This window comes from Streptomyces sp. B5E4, from assembly GCF_039871555.1.
In the GTDB taxonomy this organism is placed as follows: domain Bacteria; phylum Actinomycetota; class Actinomycetes; order Streptomycetales; family Streptomycetaceae; genus Streptomyces.
This window is the reverse complement of sequence record NZ_JBDPMI010000009.1, coordinates 85,888-102,686: the sequence shown is the minus strand read 5'-3', so window position 1 is coordinate 102,686 and position 16,799 is coordinate 85,888. Positions and strand designations below refer to the sequence as shown.

Genomic DNA, 16,799 nt, shown 5'->3' with positions numbered 1-16,799 from the left:
CAATGTGGTCAAGAGGTCTGGACCAAATGACAGCAGCCCGGGTCGGTGGGGGCGACACCACCGTCCCGGGCTCCGGCCGGCCGGGCGGCCGGCCGAACGGCCTCAGCCGAGGCCGCTGTTGACGGCGGACATCAGCTCGCCGTTCGCGGTGTCACCGCTCAGCTCCCAGATGAACGCGCCGCCGAGGCCCTGCTCCTTGGCGTACGACATCTTCCCGCCGACGGTCTGCGGGGTGTCGTAGCTCCACCACTGGTTGCCGCAGTGGGCGTACGCGGTGCCGGCGACGGTGCCGGTGGCGGGGCACTTGCTCTTCAGCTCCTTGTAGTCGTCGATGCCCTGCTCGTACGTGCCGGGCGCGGGCCCGGTCGCGGTGCCGCCGGGCTCGGCCTGGGTGACACCGGTCCAGCCCCGGCCGTAGAAGCCGATGCCCAGGAGCAGCTTGTTGGCCGGGACGCCCGCGGCCTTGAACTTCTCGATCGCCGCGCTGGAGTCGAAGCCCTGCTTCGGGATGCCGTCGTAGGACGTGAGGGGCGAGTGCGGGGCGGTGGGGCCCTGGGCGTCCCAGGCGCCGAAGAAGTCGTACGTCATGACGTTGTACCAGTCGGCGTACTGGGCCGCGCCGGCGTAGTCGGCGGCCTCGATCTTCCCGCCGGCGGAAGCGTCGGCGGTCACGGCCGCCGTCACCAACTGGTCGCCGAACGTGCCGCGGAACGCCTGCATCATGTCCTTCATCACCGCGGGACCGCTGCTGTCGCAGCTCAGACCGCAGGCGTTGGGGTACTCCCAGTCGAGGTCGATGCCGTCGAACAGGCCCTGCCAGCGCGGGTCGTTGACCAGGTCGTAGCAGGACTGGGCGAAGGCCGCGGGGTTCTGCATGGCCTGGGTGAAGCCGCCGGACCAGGTCCAGCCGCCGAAGGACCAGAGGATCTTGATGTGCGGGTACTTCTTCTTCAGCTTGAGGAGCTGGTTGAAGTTGCCGCGCAGCGGCTGGTCCCAGGTGTCGGCCACACCGTCGACGCTCTGGTCGGCGGTGTAGCTCTTCTCGATGGCCGCGAAGGAGTCGCCCATGGTGCAGCGGCCGCCCTGGACGTTGCCGAAGGCGTAGTTGATCGTGTTGATCTTCTCCGCCGTGCCGGAGGTGACCATGTTCTTCACGTGGTAGTTGCGGTCGTAGACGCCCCACTCGGTGAAGTAGCCCATCTTCACCCCGGCGGCCCTGGGGCCGGCGGGGGTCGTCGCGGCGCCGGCGGTGCTCGACGGCGCCAGGGTGGCCAGCACCGTGAGCGGAATCGCGAGCGCCAGGGTCAGCAGGATGCCGATGGCGCGGGTGCGGGTGCGTACGTGGGGGGATCTCAAGGGCGTGCTCCTCGAGCTAGGTCCGGATACGTGTGGGGGTGGGACCTGCGTCGCCCGGTGGGCATGGAAATGTCATGCTCACCGCAGTGAGGGGGGAGCGTAGAGAAGGTCTGCACCTATCGTCAATAGGTCTGGACCACAGGGGGTTGGTGTGATCCACCGCGAGAGGTGCCGTACGGGCAGGCGGGCACGGGCGTCAGTGGCGCGGGGCGTTCCGCGAGCGCTGCGGCCGGGTGCCGCGGCGGTCGCGCGCGTTCCAGCAGGCCGTGTGCCAGTGCCGGCGCATATCCGCGCCGCGGTGCTCAGGCCACGCCACCACGTGCGGCGTGCCGGGGCGGATCTCCTGGTCGCAGCCCGGACAGCGGTAGCTCTTGTCGGCCGCGGACCCGGAGACGCGGCGGACGAGGAAGTCCTCGCCCCCGTAGTCCGCCGCGTCGGGCGTGCCGATGCGGCCGGCGAGGTCGTCGTCCGCGGACGGACGGTCGGCGCCGCGGGAGCGCGGCTTGTTCCGGCGGGGGGACACGTCGGCACCTCGGAAAAGATCGTCGTGACGGAATTCCCTACCAGGGTACGGGGCGCGAAGTCCAGCCCCGGGCACAAAGAATGACGATTCACCCGCCCGTCACCAACAATGGGGACGACTTCGGGGTTGCGCCCCGTCGCCGCAGGTGACGGGCCGTTCAGACCTCGCGCACGACAGCACCACCGGTACACAGGGGGCAGGATGCACATCGGCTCGTTTGTGCTCGCCGCCCAGTTCCCCGGCCAGGGACAGGGCGACGCCCTGCACCGTGCCGTGCGGACGGGCGTCGCGGCGGAGGAGGCGGGGCTCGACTCCGTCTGGCTCGCCGAGCACCACTTCATCCCGTACGGCACCTGCCCCTCGGCGGTCACCCTCGCCGCGCTGCTCCTCGGCCGCACCAGTCGCATCCGCGTCGGCACCGCCGTCAGCGTGCTGCCCACCCAGCATCCCGTCGCCCTCGGCGAGCAGGCCGCGCTGCTGCACCACGCCGCCCAGGGGCGCTTCGTCCTCGGCGTCGGGCGCGGCGGGCCGTGGGTGGACCTGGAGGTCTTCGGCACCGGCCTCGCGGCGTACGAGAGCGACTTCCCCGAGTCGCTGGACCTGCTGCTGCGCTGGCTGCGCGAACCGCGGGTCGGGGCCGGCGGGGGGCGCTACGCGTTCCGCGAGGTCGCCGTCGTGCCCCGGCCGGCCGAGGCGCTGCACGGCGCCGAGGACGTGCCGGTGCTCGTCGCCTGCACCTCGCCCGGCACCGTGCGGCTCGCCGCCGGACGCGGGCTGCCGATGCTGCTCGGGATGCACTGCGGCGACGAGGAGAAGGCGGAGATGGTGCGGCTGTGGCGGCGTACCGCGCGGGAGGCCGGGATGAGCCCGGAGGCGATCGACGCGGCGGGCCACGTCTCGGCCGGTGTCGCCCAGGTCGACGACACCCCCGAGGACGCGGCGAAGCTGCTGCGTACGGCCCTGCCGGGGGCCTTCCGCAGCGGTGTGGGGGCGATGGAGACGGTGGACGGAAGAAGGCGTCCGATGCGTGATCCGGAGGCGTACACGGAACTGCTGTGCGCGCTGCACCCGGTGGGCCCGCCGCGGCTCTGCGCCGACCGGCTGGCGGCGACCGCGGAACGCACCGGCATCACACGCTTCGCGCTGCTCGTCGAGGGCTCGGGGGAGCTGGACGCCACCGAGCGGAACGTACGGCGTATCGGTTCGGAGGTGCTGCCGCTCCTCGCTCGCTGACCACCCGAGGGGGCGGCGCGAGCGGACGGCGTGGGGAGCGGCAGCGCGGGGGGTGTCCTGGGGCCCGTCAGCAGTCACGCAGCTCCGGTGACTGGTTGAGCAACTGCGCCCGCACAGAGGTGAAGCGGGCCAGCGGCTCCTCTGCCGAGGCTTCCAGGGGGAAGACCGCCACGCGATGACAGTTCTGGAAGGCGAGCCGGACGCCGAAGTGGCGCTCCAGTGCCCCCCGTATCGCATTGCTGGCGAGCGCGCGCAGGAGCTGGCCGCGGGCGTGCTCGTCCGGGGGCGGTACCTGATTGTCGGCGAAGTTTCCGCCGTCGACCTTCAGTTGTGCCACCAGGGAACTGATCATGTCCCAGGCATAGGGAAGCGAGGTCCGGACGCAGTCGACGAACTCCCTTTCGTCGACTTCGCCCCGCTCGGCTTGATCGAGCAGAGCAGGTGTGACGTCCAGCGACATGGATTCTCCTCTCGCAGCCCCGCGGGGTTCGGGCGGGGCCTGACCGGACAGGTACGACGATCACCACTCTCGGTGCCCATGCGACGACCGCCTGCTTCCACCGTAGGGCGGAGGATGCGCCTCCACCACAAGAACGCGTACACAACTGGCCATTGCCGAAAGGTGCATCAGGGGTCAGATCGCAGCGTGCGGCGGGAGTCGAGTAGCGTGGTGCGCCATGCGCCTCGTCATCGCCCGCTGCTCCGTCGACTACGCCGGGCGGCTCACCGCACACCTCGCCTCCGCGCCCCGGCTGATCCTGGTCAAAGCCGACGGGAGCGTCTCCGTCCATGCCGACGACCGTGCGTACAAGCCCCTCAACTGGATGTCACCGCCGTGCACCCTGAAAGAAGGTGAACAGGACGGTGTCGCCGTGTGGACGGTCGAGAACAAGGCAGGCGAAAAATTGATCATTACGATCGAGGAGTTGCTGCACGACTCGTCGCACGAGCTGGGCGTCGACCCGGGCCTGGTCAAGGACGGGGTGGAGGCGCACCTTCAGGAACTGCTCGCCGACCGCATGGAGGCGCTGGGCGAGGGCTGGACCCTCATCCGGCGCGAGTACCCCACGGCGATCGGCCCCGTGGACATCCTGGGCCGGGACGAGAAGGGGACCACCGTCGCGGTGGAGATCAAGCGGCGCGGCGAGATCGACGGGGTGGAGCAACTGACCCGCTATCTGGACCTGCTGAACCGCGACCCGCTGCTGGCGCCGGTACGGGGGGTGTTCGCGGCGCAGGAGATCAAGCCGCAGGCGCGGGTGCTGGCGGCGGACCGGGGGATCGAGTGCGCGGTGCTGGACTACGACGCGCTGCGCGGGACGGACGACGGGAAGCTGAAGCTGTTCTGACACGGGGGGTGTTGCGCTCCGCGTGACGGCGGCCCCGTACGGCCTTGCGGCGGTACGGGGCCGCCGGCGTGTGTGCGGGCGTACGGGCTGTCGCCGTACGGGCTCCGGGCGGACGGGCTTCGGCGGTACGGAGTCCTCGCCGCGGGCGGCTCAGGCTTCGCCGGACGGGGCGCCGTCGGCCTCGCCCGATGCGGCGGAGTCGGTGCCGGTGGTCGTTCCCTGCACCGTCGTCCCGCCGTCGTCCGTCGTTCCCCCGTCGTCCGTGGTGCCGCCGTCGTCGGTGGTGCCCCCGTCGTCGGTGGTCCCGCCGTCGTCCGTCGTCCCGCCGTCGTCGGTGGTGCCCCCGTCGTCCGTGGTGCCCCCGTCGTCGGTGGTGCCCCCGTCGTCCGTCGTCCCGCCGTTCTGCGTACCGCCGGTGTCCGTACCGCCGCCGTTCGACGAGCCGCCCTGGGACGATCCCCCGTCCGCCGACGAGCCGCTGTCCGAGGGCGTACCCGGCGCGCTGCTCGACGGGCTCTGCGGCGGTGCGCTGCTCGTCTCGTCGCCGGGGTCCGTCCACGCCTCCGACGGCGCCGGAGCCGACGACTCCGGCGACGGCGGGGCCGACTCGGAGGACGGGCTGCGGGACGGCTCCGCGGTCGGCAGCGCGTCGTCGTCCGCGGCGGCCGACCGCTCCACCTCGACCCGGTCGGCGGGCGGTTCGTCGCTGCCCGTCATGCCGAGGGTGACCACCGTGCCGAGCACCGCGACCAGCAGCGCACCGGCGCCGGCCGCGATCAGGTTGCGCCTGGACGCGGATGCCGCCTCGGCGCCGGGCCCGCGGACCGTGGGCGTCACGGTCGTCTCCGCGCCCCCCGAGGGCGGGGAGATGAGCACGGTGGGCCGCTCGGCGCCCTCGCCCGGCTTGTCGAACGCCGCCGCCCCTTCGGGTACGGGCGGGGTGCCGGCCGGCACCACCGACAGCGCCGCGGTCACCGCCTCGCTGCTGCCCCCGTGCGTGACCAGCGCGAGCGCGCGCCGGCTGGCGATCTCGCCGCCGCGGTCGGAGATCGCCCCGCGCAGCGCGAGCGCCGCCTCCAACTCGGCGCGCGCCCGGGCGGTGTTGCCCGTGCACAGCGCCAGCACGCCCAGCTCGTGGTGGAAGTACGCCTCCGCCGCGACCTCGCCCGCGCGCCGGGCGGCCTCCTGCCCGTACCGCAGCGCCCGCTCCCAGGCACTCCAGCGCAGCGCCGCGGCGAACGCGGGCGCGGCGGCGCGCGCGAGCAGCACCGCGGTGCTGGCGGTGGCGCCGTCCCGGTCGGCGACGAGGCCGCCGAGCACGGCGAGGACGGCGTCCGCGTCGTCCGCGACCGCCTCGGGGGTCACCGAGCGGTGCGCGGACCACCAGGCGTAGTGCTGCGCTGCGGTGAGCACCGGGTCCTGGCCGCCCTCGGCCGGCCGGTCGTAGCCGGCGGCGATCAACTGGGCGGAGACGCCGGCGGCCAGCCGGTAGCGGCCGAGGCCGCCGGAGACCAGCCCGCAGCCGGCGAGTTCGGCGAGCGCGGTGTCGGCCAGCGCCTCGCCGGCGAGCGCGGGCAACTGCGCGTGGTGCGGGAAGACGCCGCCGAGCGCCACGGCGAACTGCAGCGCGGTACGGGCCGCCCCGCTGAGCCGCGACGCCAGCAGCGCGGCCGGCGCCGCGCTCTCGGCCAGCGTCGGCAGCGGCTCGCCCGCACCCGGACCGGCGAGCCGCAGCACCGCGCCGGCCTGCACGAACCGCAGCGGCAGCCCCTCCGACTCGAACCACAGGTCCGCCGCCCAGGTGCGCTCCTCGTCGCCGAGCGGCATGCGCCCGGCGCGCTCCAGCAACTGCATGCAGGCGGCCCGGCCGAGGCCCGGGAGGGTGACCTCTTCGAGGTACGAGCCGGCCGTCGGCCCGGCCACGTCGGGGGTGACGGCGATCAGGTACGCGCACTCGGGGGTGGCGTCCAGCAGCTCTTCGAGCGCGGTGCCGCCGAACTCGACGTCGTCGAGCACCACGACCGCGCCGATCTGCGGCAGCAGCTCGGCCAGTTGCCCGGGATCGGGGCGCCGGCCGGTCAGCCCGTAGACGGCGGCGCACAGGTCGTACCGCAGATCGGTGGGAGTACGGGCGCGGCCGCTCAGCCGGATGACGCCGTCCGGCGCCAGCTCGGCGCAATCGGCGGCGACGGCCTCCAGCAGCGCGGTGCGGCCGGAGCCGGAGGGGCCGGTGAGGCGGACGGAACGGCCGCGGGAGAGCAGGCGTACCAGCCGCTCGCGGATCTCGTCGCGCTCCAGCAGCGGCAGTTGCGGCCCCGCGGGGCCGGGCGGCGGGGAGGGCGGCCTGCGGTGCTCGGCGCGCTCCTCGGGGGTCATCCGGCGGGGCGGCCCCGGGCGTTCGGCGGGCGGGCACAGCTCGGCGTGGGTGCCGTCGACGGGGTTGACGGTCAGCCGGTACTCGCCGGCGATGACGCGGGCCGTACGGGCCGGGCCCGGCCGTGCGCCGGCGGCGGGGGAGAGGCCGTCGCCGGGCCGCCCGCGCCCGCCGCCCTTGCCGTCGGATCCGGGGACCGGGCCGGGGAAGGAGCCGGGGGCGGAGACGGCGGGTGCACCCGCGGCCTCGGCGGTCTCCTCGGGCTCTTCGACGTAGGGGAGCAGCGCCTCGTCGGCGTACGGCCGGACGGGCTCCTCGCCGGGGAAAGCCCCCGCGGCCTCGTCGGCGTACCCGTCCGGGTCCCGGTCGTGCTCCGGGTACGCGGCCCCCGGTTCGTCCGGGTCGGGGTGCGTGTGCGCGGGCTCGCCCGGGTACGAACCCGGGGGCGGGGATATGCCCCCGGGTGTGTCGTCCTGTCCATGGCCCGTGTTCGGGTCCATCGCGAAGCCCCCTGCCCGCTGTCCTGCGCCGTGCCGCTCCCCGGCCCCGAAACCCTATGACCTCCGCCGGGCGATCTCCGAGGGGGGACTGGCCGACGACGCCGTTTGTTCACTGAATCGTGAGGATGCGGTGGAGTCTGGTCGCCACCAGCAGCCGCTGCATCTGCGGCGGCACCCCGCGCAGCACGAGCCGGCGATCGGCCCGTCCCGCCCTGCGGTGGGCTCCCATGATGACACCCAGCCCGGTGGCGTCCCAGGAGTCCAGGTCGGTGAGGTCGAGGATCAGGTCGCCGCGGCCCTCGTCGACGGCCCGGTGCAGGGCGACCCGGGCGTCCGTCGCGCTGCGTACGTCGAGGCAGCCCCCGACGGTCAGTTCGGCGTGGTCCCCTTTGATGTACGCGGGCGTCCCGGGGCCCGTGCCGTCCGCGGCCCCGTTCGGGACCGGGCGGCGGGCGGCCCTGCGTGCGGGGCCCGTGCGATGGCGGTCCTGCCGGTAGGGCGGGGCGCTGTCGCGGCCCTCCGCCTCAAACATGTGCGCTCCCCGTCTGCGGGTTCTCGTTGTCCGTGATGCCGAGTCCGTGCCGGTGCCTCTATTGATCTGACTGTCCCGGACCGCTCCGGGTTGCCGTCTGTACGGGTATCCGTACCGATTTCACCCCTCCGGGGGACGCCGGTATCCGCCCGCGGCCGCGGCGGGCGGCCGGGGGCGACGGACGGCCCGGGGTCAGTGCTCGTAGAAGCCGCGGCCGCTCTTGCGGCCGATGTCGCCGGCGTCGACCATGCGGCGCATCAGCTCCGGCGGCGCGAACTTCTCGTCCTGGGTCTCGGTGTAGATGTTCTCGGCGGCGTGCAGCAGGATGTCGACGCCGGTCAGGTCGGCGGTGGCCAGCGGCCCCATGGCGTGACCGAAGCCGAGCCGGCAGGCGACGTCGATGTCCTCGGCGGTGGCGACGCCCGACTCGTACAGCTTGACGGCCTCGACGACGAGCGCGGTGATCAGCCGCGTGGTCACGAAGCCGGCCACGTCGCGGTTGGCGACGATGCAGGTCTTGCCGGTGGATTCGGCGAAGGCCCGGGCGCGGGCGAGGGTCTCGTCGCTGGTCTTCAGGCCCCGTACCAGCTCGCAGAGCCCCATCATGGGCACCGGCGAGAAGAAGTGCGTGCCGACGACGCGTTCGGGGCGGGCGGTCACCGCCGCGATCTTGGTGAGGGGGATCGCGGAGGTGTTGGAGGCGAGCACCGCGTCGTCGCGCACGAGGCCGTCGAGCGTGCGGAAGATGTCCTGCTTGACGTCGAGCCGTTCGAAGACCGCCTCGACCACGATGTCCGCGTCGGCGGCGGCGTCGAGGTCGGTGGTGGTGGTGATCCGGGCGAGCGCCTGCTCGGCGGTGGCCGCGTCCAGCTTGCCCTTGGCGACGAACCTCTCGTACGAGCCCTTGATGCCGTCCGTGCCGCGCGTCAGCGCCTCGTCGGTGAGGTCGCGCAGCACGACGTGCCAGCCGGCCTGGGCGGCGACCTGGGCGATACCGGACCCCATGAGTCCGGCTCCGACGACGGCGAGCTTTCCGGCGGATTCCACGGTGGTTCCCTCGCTATACGGCTCGTTCACGTGCTCCGAAGCGGACACTAGCGCTCCTGGCGCGTTCGCGGAGCGCTTAGAGATGCGCGTCACGTCTCACATGACGGACATCACACGCCCGGGGCTCACTCTGCGGGCCGGCGCGCGTAGTTGAGCACCCTTTGGCCCAACAGGTCCGCCATCTCGTCCAGCAGGACGAGCGCGGCGCGCGAGACGGCCGCCGGGTCGCCCCCGGCGATCATCTCGCGGCGGATGAAGTCGAAGAGCGCGTTGGTGACCCAGGAGAGCTGACCCGCGATCAGCTCCGGAAGCGGATCGTCCGCGGCGGCCCCGGTCTCCTCGCGGAGGGTGGCGGCGAGGTGCAGCACGCCCTCCTGCTGCATCTGCCACAGCCGCGCCTGGAGGGCGTTCGCCTCCTGGACGACGACCAGGAACTTCCCGATCCCCGGGTTGAGTCCGACCAGGCCGGACCCCGCCTCGACGTCATTGCGCAGTCCGCGCAGCACGGCGTCCGCGGCGGACTCCCCGGCCGCCCGCCCGCGCACGTCACGGGAGGTGCGCTCCACGAGGCCGCGGCTGCGGTCGAGGAAGAGGTCCTCCTTGGCCGGGAAGTAGTTGTAGACGGTGTTGACCGAGACGTCGGCGGCCTCGGCGACCTCGGCCACCGTGACCGCGTCGAAGCCGCGCTCCAGGAACAGGCCGGTGGCCACATCGGAGATGAGCTGCCTGGTCTGCCGCTTCTTGCGCTCCCTGAGTCCTTCGGCCATACCCTCATCGTACCCAGGCTGGTGTTGGTGAAAAATTAGAGTCATTGCAAAAATTCAGCAACTCTGTTTTTCTGGGGCCATGGCCATCCTCAGCGCGTCCGGCCTCGCCCGGACCTTCACGACCAAGCAGGGGCCCGTCGAAGCCGTCCGCGGCATCGACCTGCGGGTCCTGCCCGGCGAGATCGTCGGGCTCCTCGGGCCCAACGGCGCCGGCAAGACCACGACCCTGCAGATGCTCACCACGCTGCTGCCGCCCACCGGGGGCGCCGCCACCGTCGCCGGCCGCGACCTGGTCGCGGACCCCGCGGGCGTACGCGAACGGATCGGGTACGTGGCCCAGAGCGGCGGCGTCGATCCGCAGGTGTCCGTACGCGAGGAACTGGTCACCCAGGGCCGGCTGTACCGCCTGACGAAGGCCGCGGCGGCCGCACGGGCCGCGGAACTTGCCGCGGACCTGGGCATCGAGGACGAGCTCGACCGGCCCTGCGCCGCGCTCTCCGGCGGCCGGCGGCGCCGGCTCGACCTCGCGCTCGGACTCGTCCACCGGCCCGAACTGCTCTTCCTGGACGAGCCCACCACCGGGCTCGACCCCGGCAGCCGCGCCGACCTGTGGGACCTGGTGCGCCGGCTGCGCGCGGACCGGGGCACCACCGTCGTGCTCACCACCCACTACCTCGACGAGGCCGACGCCCTCGCCGACCGGATCGTCGTCGTCGACCACGGCGTCGTCGTCGCGGACGGCGCGCCACGGGAGTTGAAGGAGCGCTACGCCGGATCGCCCGACGCCTCGCTCCAGGACGCCTTCCTCGCGCTCACCGGCCGCGGCCCCGCGCCCGACGAGGACCCCGCCCCGCTCGCCGTCTGACGCCGCCCCGCCGTCCGCCCGCCGCCCATTCCGTACGCCCGCAGCCCCCGGGAGACCGCCGTGCACGCCCTCGCCGCCGACACCGCCCTCGTCTTCGGCCGCTACGCCCGCCAGACCCTGCGCTCGCGCTTCCAGATGCTCTTCGGCATCCTCATGCCCCTGCTCTACCTCGTCTTCTTCGGCCCGCTGCTGCGCGACCTGCCGCTGTCCGCCGAGGGCAACTCCTGGCAAGTCCTCGTCCCCGGGCTGCTGATGATGCTCGGGCTGACCGGCGCCTCCTTCGCCGGCTTCGGCGTCATCGTCGAGAAGAACCTCGGCGTGCTGGACCGCATGCGCGCCACCCCCGTCAGCCGGCTCGCGCTGCTGCTCGGCCGGGTGCTGCGCGACGCGCTGCTGCTGCTCTTCCAGTCCGCGCTGCTCGTCGTCGCCGCGGTGGCGATGGGGATGCGCGTGCCGCTGCCCGGGGTGCTGATCGGGCTGGGGTTCGTCGCCCTGGTCACGACCGCGATGGCCTCACTGTCGTACGCCTTCGCCCTGCGGGTGTCCGCGCCGCATGAGTTCGGCCCGGCCGTCAACGCGGTCACGCTGCCGTCGATGCTGCTGTCCGGGCTGATGCTGCCGATGACGCTGGCGCCGGGGTGGCTGGACGCGCTGTCGCACGCGGTGCCGTACCGCTACCTCGTCGACGCCGTACGCGCCGCCTTCGTCGGCGAGTACGCGGGCGCCGAGATGCTCCGGGGCGTGCTCGTCGCCGCCGTGTTCGCCGCGGGGGCGGTGACGCTGGGCACACGCGTGTTCCGCGCCGCCGGGGCGTAGCGCCGCGGGCATACGCTGTGCGTATGGTCAACCTGACGCGGATCTACACCCGTACCGGAGACAAGGGCACCACCGCCCTCGGCGACATGAGCCGGGTGCCCAAGACCGACCTGCGGATCTCCGCGTACGCCGACGCCAACGAGGCGAATTCGGTCATCGGCACCGCCCTCGCGCTCGGCGGGCTGTCCGAGGAGGTCGCCCGCGTCCTCACCCGGGTGCAGAACGACCTCTTCGACGTCGGCGCCGACCTCTCCACGCCCGTACGGCCGGATCCGGAGTTCCCGCCGCTGCGCGTCGAGCAGGAGTACGTCGACCGGCTGGAGGCCGACTGCGACCGCTTCCTCGCCGATCTGGAGAAGCTGCGCAGCTTCATCCTCCCCGGCGGCACCCCCGGCGCGGCGCTGCTGCACCAGGCGTGCACGGTGGTGCGCCGGGCCGAGCGGTCGACGTGGGCCGCCCTGGAGGTCCACGGCGAGGTCATGAACCCGCTGACGGCCACGTATCTCAACCGGCTATCGGATCTGCTCTTCATCCTTGCGCGCACCGCCAACAAGGCGGTCGGGGACGTGCTGTGGGTGCCCGGCGGCGAACGCTGAGCGGTCCCGCGCCGCGCCCTCCCCCGCAGCCGGCTCCACCGCACCCGCCGGGCGCTGCTTGGGGAAGACCGTGTAGCTCACGGCGATGATCAGGTTGATGCCGATGACGACGAGCATCCGCGCCTGCCACGCCCGCAGCGACTCGGTCTCCCCGTCATCGCCCACGTACCAGACGGCGCCCTGCAGCAGCGCCATCGCGATGCCGCTCGCCAGGATCCAGCGGACGGCGAGCGACCACTCGTGCCGCGCCCGCGCCATCCCGTACCTCGGCGGCTTCACCGGCGGCGGCCCGCCCGCGAAGCGGTGCGCGAAGCGGGCGTCGACCCAGCGGATCGTCGTCGGGCCGAGCGCGACCGAGAAGCCGATGTACACCGCGGCCAGCCCGTGCTTCCAGTCCGGCTCCGCGCCGTTCTTCAGGTCGATCGCCGTGACGACCAGCAGCACGACCTCCAGCAGCGGCTCGCACAGCAGCACCGCGGCGCCCAGCCGCGGCTTCCTCGCCAGGTACCGCAGCGAGAGCCCTGCCGCGAGCAGCACCCAGAAGGCGACCTCGCAGACGATGATGAGCGTGACGATCACGGTGTGCTCTCCCTTCCCCGTCCTCCCTTCCAGGCTCCCGCCCGGTGCGCGCGGGCACGTCGTCGTACGCGACGATCCCGGACTGCATCCTTCGATGTAGCCCGCGCCCGCCGAAAGCGGCCCGGGATACGGAGGCCACGGGCGCCGCGGCCGTGTTTGATGGGGGAGTGACCAGCTCACGCCCCTCGCTCCGGCCGCACCGCGACGACGTACTCCTCGCGGTCATCGGCCTGCTCGGCGGGACGGCGCTGTGGGCACTCGGGCTGCACACCCAGGGCGGGCGGCCGTTCCACGACTCGCGGCTGACCCTGATTCCGCTCGCCGTGATGGCCGGCGCGGAGCTGCTGCGCCGGACCCGGCCGGTGACCGCCCTGGCCATCGCCCTCGTCGCCGTCGTCGCCGACCAGTTCACGTGGGGCACGCTGGCCACGATCCTGATGTTCACGGACCTGATGTACGCGGCCGTGCTCTACGGTACGGCGACCGCGGCCCGCTGGATCCCGCGGGCGTCCGCGGCGCTCACCGTGGCCTCGACCATCGTCGTGCTGGCCGTCTTCCAGGACCGGGCCGCGATCCTCCTCGGCGTCGCCGTCGGCCTCATCACGCTCACCCCCGCCACCACCGGCGTCGCCGTCCGCTCGCACCGCCAGGCCGCCGACGCCGCCCGGCTGCGGGCGCAGCAGACGGCGCTGCTCGCGGAGCTGGACCGGCGTGAGGCCGTCGGCGCCGAGCGCGCCCGGATGGCCCGCGAACTGCACGACATGGTGGCCAACCACCTCTCCGCCATCGCCATCCACGCCACCGCCGCCCAGTCCATCGACGACCGGACCGCGTCCCGGGAGGCGCTGTCGGTCATCCGCGAGAACAGCGTGCAGGGGCTGGCGGAGATGCGCCGCCTCATCGGCCTGCTGCGCGCCGCCTCCGACGCCGACGCGGCCGACGGCACCGGGGCCGAGCCGGCGGCGGCCCCGACGCTGGACGGGCTGGCCGCGCTCGTGGAGCAGGCCCGGGTCAACGGGGCCGCCAGCGGCCTCGGCTTCGCCCTCGACGACGCCCGCGACCCCCGCGTGCCGCTGCCGGCGCCGGTGGAGCTGGCCGCGTACCGCATCGTCCAGGAGTCGCTGACGAACGCGCTCAAGCACGCCGCCCCCGGCGAGGTACGGGTCGCGCTCGCCGGGCCCGAGCCGCTGACGGTGGTGGTGACCAGCCCGCTGGGCGACGGGCGGCCGCAGGACGGCCGGCCGGGGGCCGGGCCGGTGCCGCGGGCGCCCGGCTCGGGCGCCGGGCTCATCGGGATGGAGGAGCGCGTGGCACTGCTGGGCGGCTCGTTCACCGCCGGCCCCGAGGACGGCGGCGCCGGGCCCGGCGCCGGCAAGCGCTGGGCGGTCCGGGCCGGGCTGCCCGCCCGCGAGGACACCGCCGCACCGCAACGGAGGACCCATGGCTGACGCCGCCCCGCCCGTCCGGATCCTCGTCGCCGAGGACCAGCAGGCCGTACGCGCCGGGCTCGTGCTCATCCTGCGCTCCGCCGCCGGGCTCGCCGTCGTCGGCGAGGCCGCCGACGGCGAGGAGGCCGTGCGGCTCGCCCGCGAACTGCGGCCGGACGTGGTGCTGATGGACATCCAGATGCCCAAGCTCGACGGAGTGGCGGCGACCCGGCGGATCAGCGCCGAGGAACTGGCGGACGTGCTGGTGCTGACGACGTTCGACCTCGACGAGTACGTCTTCGGTGCGCTGCGCGCCGGCGCCGCCGGCTTCCTGCTGAAGAACACCGAGGCGGACGCCCTGGTGGAGGCGGTACGCACCGTCGCACGGGGCGAGGGCCTGATCGCCCCGGCCGTGACCCGGCGGCTGATCGCCGAGTTCGCGGGCGGCCGGCGGGTCCCGTCGCCGGACGGCCCGGACCCGGCGGTCCTCGACACGCTCACGCGGCGCGAGCGGGAGGTGCTGGCCTGCCTGGGGCAGGGCATGTCCAACGCGGACGTCGCGGCCCGGCTCGCCATGGCGGAGGCCACGGTGAAGACGCACGTGAGCCGGCTGCTGGCGAAGCTGGGGCTGCGCAGCCGGGTGCAGGCGGCGGTGCTGGCCCAGGAGTTGGGCGTCTGAAGCGGCCGGGGGCGTGCGGTCTAGACGTCCCGCTTCGACAGCAGCGCGAACGCCAGCAGGAGCATCCCGCCGGTGACGGCGGCCAGCAGGCCGAGCAGTCCCCAGCCGCCGACGTCCCCGTCGTCGAAGAACGGGATGCCGAAGAGCGAGGCCAGACCGCTGAGCGGGGAGTACTCGATCAGCTTGCGCTGGACGTCCCGCAGGCTCTCCGTCTGCATGAACAGCGCGATGATCAGCGGCAGCAGGATGAAGCCGACCATCGTGGTGATGGCGCCCGCGGAGTGCCGCAGGATCGCGCCCACGGCCAGCGCGAGCAGACCCAGCAGCGACACGTACAGCGCCGCGCCCACGGTGGCGTCGAACCACTGGCTGCTCGTGGCGATCAGCTCGCCGCTGTCGGAGACCGAGTCCTTGAACATCGGTTCGCTGACCTCGTACTCGGGCACGGTCTGGCCGCCGAGGACCGCCGAGTGGACCAGCGCGGTGATCGCGCAGGCGGCGGTGGTCAGCACGAAGGCCAGCACGAAGAAGACCACGGCCTTGGCCGCCAGCACGCGCCAGCGCTGGGGCGAGGCGGTGAGCGTGGTGCGGATCATGCCCGTGCCGTACTCGGAGGTGATCACCAGCACGCCGAGCGTGACGATGCAGATCTGGCCGAGCATCAGGCCGAAGAGGCCGCCGGAGAGCAGCGGGGCGCCCACCCAGTCGTCACTGCTCATCGCCAGCGCGATGAGGAAGCCGACGCCGACGACGAGCAGGAGCATCACGCCCAGCGTCCACATCGTGGAGCGCACCGAGCGGATCTTGGTCCACTCGGAGGCGAAGGCGTGGCCCAGGTGCGTCCTGACGATCGGGATGGGCGAGGAGTAGCCGCCGCCGGCGGGCGGGCCGGCCGGTGGCGCGGCGCCGGGGACGGGGCCGGGTGCGACGCCGGGCAGCGGAGGCGCGCCGGGGGCGGGGGCGGAGGGCTGCGGCGGGTAGCTCATCGGGGGGTCTCACCTTCGCGCGGGGCGGGAGCGGCGGCGCCGGCCGGGCCGTGCGGCGCGGCCGGGGGTGGCGGCGGGGCGTACCCCTGCGGCGGCGGGGCGTAGCCGGGCTGCATCGCGGGCGGCGGCATGCCGGGGGCGCCCTGCGGCATCCCCGGGGCGCCCATGGGCGGCGCGAAGCCGGGTCCGGGGTGCGCGTACCCCTGCGGGGGCACCGGGCCCGCCGGCTGCTGCAGGCCGGCGCGGTGGTCGACGGTGGAGCGGAAGTCCACCGCGCCCTGCGTCATCCGCATGTACGCCTCCTCCAGCGACGCCTCGTGCGGCGACAGCTCCCAGAGCTGGATCCGCGCGTCGTGCGCCAGGTCGCTGATCCGCGGCAGCGGCATTCCGCTCACGCGCAGCGCCCCGTCGTCCTCCGGCTGCACGTGCGCGCCCTCCCCGGTGAGCAGGGCGGTCAGCTTGTCGCGCACGCCCTGGTCCCGGTCGGGGACACGGACGCGGGCGAAGCTCGCCGAGTGCGTGTTGATGAAGTCCCGCACGCTCATGTCGGCCATGAGCTGCCCGCGGCCGATGACGACGAGGTGGTCGGCGGTCAGCGCCATCTCGCTCATCAGGTGGCTGGAGACGAAGATGGTCCGGCCCTCGCTCGCCAGCCTCTTCATCAGGTTGCGGATCCACAGGATGCCCTCGGGGTCGAGGCCGTTGACCGGCTCGTCGAAGAGCAGGATCTGCGGGTCGCCGAGCAGCGCGCCGGCGATGCCGAGGCGCTGGCCCATGCCGAGCGAGAAGCCCTTGGAGCGGCGGCCCGCGACCTCGCGCAGTCCGACGACGTCGAGCACCTCGTCGACGCGGCGCTGCGGGATGCCGGAGAGCTGGGCGACACAGCGCAGGTGGTTACGGGCGCTGCGGCCGCCGTGCACCGCCTTGGCGTCGAGCAGGGCGCCGACCTGGCGCGGGGCGTTGGGCAGCTTGCGGTACGGGTAGCCGCCCACGGTGACGGTGCCGCTGCTCGGCTCGTCGAGCCCGAGGATCATGCGCATCGTCGTCGACTTGCCCGCCCCGTTGGGGCCCACGAAGCCGGTGATGACACCGGGCTTGACGGTGAAGGAAAGGTTGTACACGGCGGTCTTCCCGCCGTAGGTCTTCGTCAGACCCTGTGCTTCGATCATG

General features: G+C 73.6%; 17 protein-coding genes. 7 read left to right on the top strand and 10 right to left on the bottom strand.

The genetic code is table 11. The annotated features are described in order from the left end of the window. Window positions 1–102: 102 nt before the first annotated feature. Both ABGA99_RS14735 and ABGA99_RS14730 read right to left on the bottom strand, forming a co-directional pair. Window positions 103–1,356 (bottom strand): glycoside hydrolase family 18 protein, encoded by a 1,254-nt coding sequence (locus ABGA99_RS14735; RefSeq protein ID WP_347582789.1) that lies wholly within the window; start codon window positions 1,354–1,356, stop codon window positions 103–105. A 196-nt stretch (window positions 1,357–1,552) separates the two neighbouring features. After that, on the bottom strand, window positions 1,553–1,879 hold the full coding sequence (locus ABGA99_RS14730; RefSeq protein WP_347578317.1) for an ATP/GTP-binding protein: 327 nt from the start codon (window positions 1,877–1,879) through the stop codon (window positions 1,553–1,555). 201 nt (window positions 1,880–2,080) lie between these two features. Here ABGA99_RS14730 and ABGA99_RS14725 point away from each other — a divergent pair, with 201 nt between their 5' ends. Next, window positions 2,081–3,112, top strand: coding sequence for an LLM class flavin-dependent oxidoreductase (locus ABGA99_RS14725; protein ID WP_347578316.1), 1,032 nt, complete (start codon window positions 2,081–2,083; stop codon window positions 3,110–3,112). Window positions 3,113–3,179: 67 nt separating this feature from the next. Here ABGA99_RS14725 and ABGA99_RS14720 read toward each other — a convergent pair whose 3' ends face one another. Continuing rightward, window positions 3,180–3,572, bottom strand: a complete 393-nt coding sequence (locus tag ABGA99_RS14720; RefSeq protein WP_347578315.1) for an SCO5389 family protein — start codon at window positions 3,570–3,572, stop codon at window positions 3,180–3,182. Between the two features lie 217 nt (window positions 3,573–3,789). On the opposite strand from ABGA99_RS14720, the gene nucS reads away from it, so the two are divergent. Next, entirely contained in the window at window positions 3,790–4,461 is a 672-nt protein-coding gene (nucS, locus tag ABGA99_RS14715) for an endonuclease NucS (protein WP_047018161.1), read from the top strand. Window positions 4,462–4,611: 150 nt separating this feature from the next. Here the strand turns inward: nucS and ABGA99_RS14710 are convergent, their stop codons facing one another. From ABGA99_RS14710 to ABGA99_RS14695, 4 genes are all read right to left on the bottom strand, one after another. Continuing rightward, the gene (locus tag ABGA99_RS14710) at window positions 4,612–7,335 is read right to left on the bottom strand and encodes an ATP-binding protein (protein ID WP_347582788.1); all 2,724 of its coding nucleotides are present in this window, start codon (window positions 7,333–7,335) and stop codon (window positions 4,612–4,614) included. 109 nt (window positions 7,336–7,444) lie between these two features. Beyond that, window positions 7,445–7,729, bottom strand: a complete 285-nt coding sequence (locus ABGA99_RS14705) for an STAS domain-containing protein (RefSeq protein WP_347578438.1) — start codon at window positions 7,727–7,729, stop codon at window positions 7,445–7,447. A 330-nt stretch (window positions 7,730–8,059) separates the two neighbouring features. Beyond that, window positions 8,060–8,914, bottom strand: coding sequence for a 3-hydroxyacyl-CoA dehydrogenase family protein (locus ABGA99_RS14700; RefSeq protein ID WP_347578306.1), 855 nt, complete (start codon window positions 8,912–8,914; stop codon window positions 8,060–8,062). Between the two features lie 125 nt (window positions 8,915–9,039). After that, on the bottom strand, window positions 9,040–9,681 hold the full coding sequence (locus ABGA99_RS14695) for a TetR/AcrR family transcriptional regulator (protein ID WP_347578305.1): 642 nt from the start codon (window positions 9,679–9,681) through the stop codon (window positions 9,040–9,042). 79 nt (window positions 9,682–9,760) lie between these two features. Here ABGA99_RS14695 and ABGA99_RS14690 point away from each other — a divergent pair, with 79 nt between their 5' ends. Genes ABGA99_RS14690 through ABGA99_RS14680 form a run of 3 tightly spaced genes read left to right on the top strand, consistent with a single transcriptional unit; the run spans window position 9,761 to window position 11,958 of the window. Then, window positions 9,761–10,546 carry an ATP-binding cassette domain-containing protein gene (locus ABGA99_RS14690; RefSeq protein ID WP_347578304.1) on the top strand — a complete coding sequence of 262 codons (786 nt, stop codon included), beginning with the start codon at window positions 9,761–9,763 and terminating at the stop codon, window positions 10,544–10,546. Between the two features lie 60 nt (window positions 10,547–10,606). After that, the gene (locus ABGA99_RS14685) at window positions 10,607–11,362 is read left to right on the top strand and encodes an ABC transporter permease (protein ID WP_347578303.1); all 756 of its coding nucleotides are present in this window, start codon (window positions 10,607–10,609) and stop codon (window positions 11,360–11,362) included. A 23-nt stretch (window positions 11,363–11,385) separates the two neighbouring features. Further along, complete coding sequence (locus tag ABGA99_RS14680) at window positions 11,386–11,958, top strand: cob(I)yrinic acid a,c-diamide adenosyltransferase (protein ID WP_347578302.1); 573 nt, start codon at window positions 11,386–11,388, stop codon at window positions 11,956–11,958. Here ABGA99_RS14680 and ABGA99_RS14675 read toward each other — a convergent pair. Continuing rightward, window positions 11,875–12,537, bottom strand: coding sequence for a hypothetical protein (locus ABGA99_RS14675; protein ID WP_347578301.1), 663 nt, complete (start codon window positions 12,535–12,537; stop codon window positions 11,875–11,877). The two genes, ABGA99_RS14680 and ABGA99_RS14675, sit on opposite strands and share 84 nt — an antisense overlap. 167 nt (window positions 12,538–12,704) lie before the next feature. Here ABGA99_RS14675 and ABGA99_RS14670 point away from each other — a divergent pair, with 167 nt between their 5' ends. Both ABGA99_RS14670 and ABGA99_RS14665 read left to right on the top strand, forming a co-directional pair. Further along, the gene (locus ABGA99_RS14670; RefSeq protein WP_347578300.1) at window positions 12,705–13,985 is read left to right on the top strand and encodes a histidine kinase; all 1,281 of its coding nucleotides are present in this window, start codon (window positions 12,705–12,707) and stop codon (window positions 13,983–13,985) included. Next, window positions 13,978–14,643 carry a response regulator transcription factor gene (locus tag ABGA99_RS14665; protein ID WP_347578299.1) on the top strand — a complete coding sequence of 222 codons (666 nt, stop codon included), beginning with the start codon at window positions 13,978–13,980 and terminating at the stop codon, window positions 14,641–14,643. The genes ABGA99_RS14670 and ABGA99_RS14665 overlap by 8 nt, the downstream gene beginning before the upstream one ends. 20 nt (window positions 14,644–14,663) lie before the next feature. On the opposite strand, the gene ABGA99_RS14660 is transcribed toward ABGA99_RS14665, so the two are convergent. Further along, the gene (locus ABGA99_RS14660; protein ID WP_347578298.1) at window positions 14,664–15,629 is read right to left on the bottom strand and encodes an ABC transporter permease; all 966 of its coding nucleotides are present in this window, start codon (window positions 15,627–15,629) and stop codon (window positions 14,664–14,666) included. After that, on the bottom strand, window positions 15,626–16,798 hold the full coding sequence (locus ABGA99_RS14655) for an ABC transporter ATP-binding protein (RefSeq protein WP_347582787.1): 1,173 nt from the start codon (window positions 16,796–16,798) through the stop codon (window positions 15,626–15,628). Before ABGA99_RS14655 ends, ABGA99_RS14660 begins: the two co-directional genes overlap by 4 nt. Between the last annotated feature and the right edge of the window lies 1 nt (window position 16,799).

What these genes read in the sequence shown, in the direction of transcription:
- ABGA99_RS14680 (WP_347578302.1), top strand. Translation starts at nt 11,386, where the DNA reads ATGGTCAACCTGACGCGGATCTACACCCGTACCGGAGACAAGGGCACC.
- ABGA99_RS14665 (WP_347578299.1), top strand. Translation starts at nt 13,978, where the DNA reads ATGGCTGACGCCGCCCCGCCCGTCCGGATCCTCGTCGCCGAGGACCAG.
- ABGA99_RS14695 (WP_347578305.1), bottom strand. Translation starts at nt 9,681, where the DNA reads ATGGCCGAAGGACTCAGGGAGCGCAAGAAGCGGCAGACCAGGCAGCTC.
- ABGA99_RS14655 (WP_347582787.1), bottom strand. Translation starts at nt 16,798, where the DNA reads ATGATCGAAGCACAGGGTCTGACGAAGACCTACGGCGGGAAGACCGCC.
- ABGA99_RS14690 (WP_347578304.1), top strand. Translation starts at nt 9,761, where the DNA reads ATGGCCATCCTCAGCGCGTCCGGCCTCGCCCGGACCTTCACGACCAAG.
- ABGA99_RS14725 (WP_347578316.1), top strand. Translation starts at nt 2,081, where the DNA reads ATGCACATCGGCTCGTTTGTGCTCGCCGCCCAGTTCCCCGGCCAGGGA.
- ABGA99_RS14660 (WP_347578298.1), bottom strand. Translation starts at nt 15,629, where the DNA reads ATGAGCTACCCGCCGCAGCCCTCCGCCCCCGCCCCCGGCGCGCCTCCG.
- ABGA99_RS14720 (WP_347578315.1), bottom strand. Translation starts at nt 3,572, where the DNA reads ATGTCGCTGGACGTCACACCTGCTCTGCTCGATCAAGCCGAGCGGGGC.
- ABGA99_RS14710 (WP_347582788.1), bottom strand. Translation starts at nt 7,335, where the DNA reads ATGGACCCGAACACGGGCCATGGACAGGACGACACACCCGGGGGCATA.
- nucS (WP_047018161.1), top strand. Translation starts at nt 3,790, where the DNA reads ATGCGCCTCGTCATCGCCCGCTGCTCCGTCGACTACGCCGGGCGGCTC.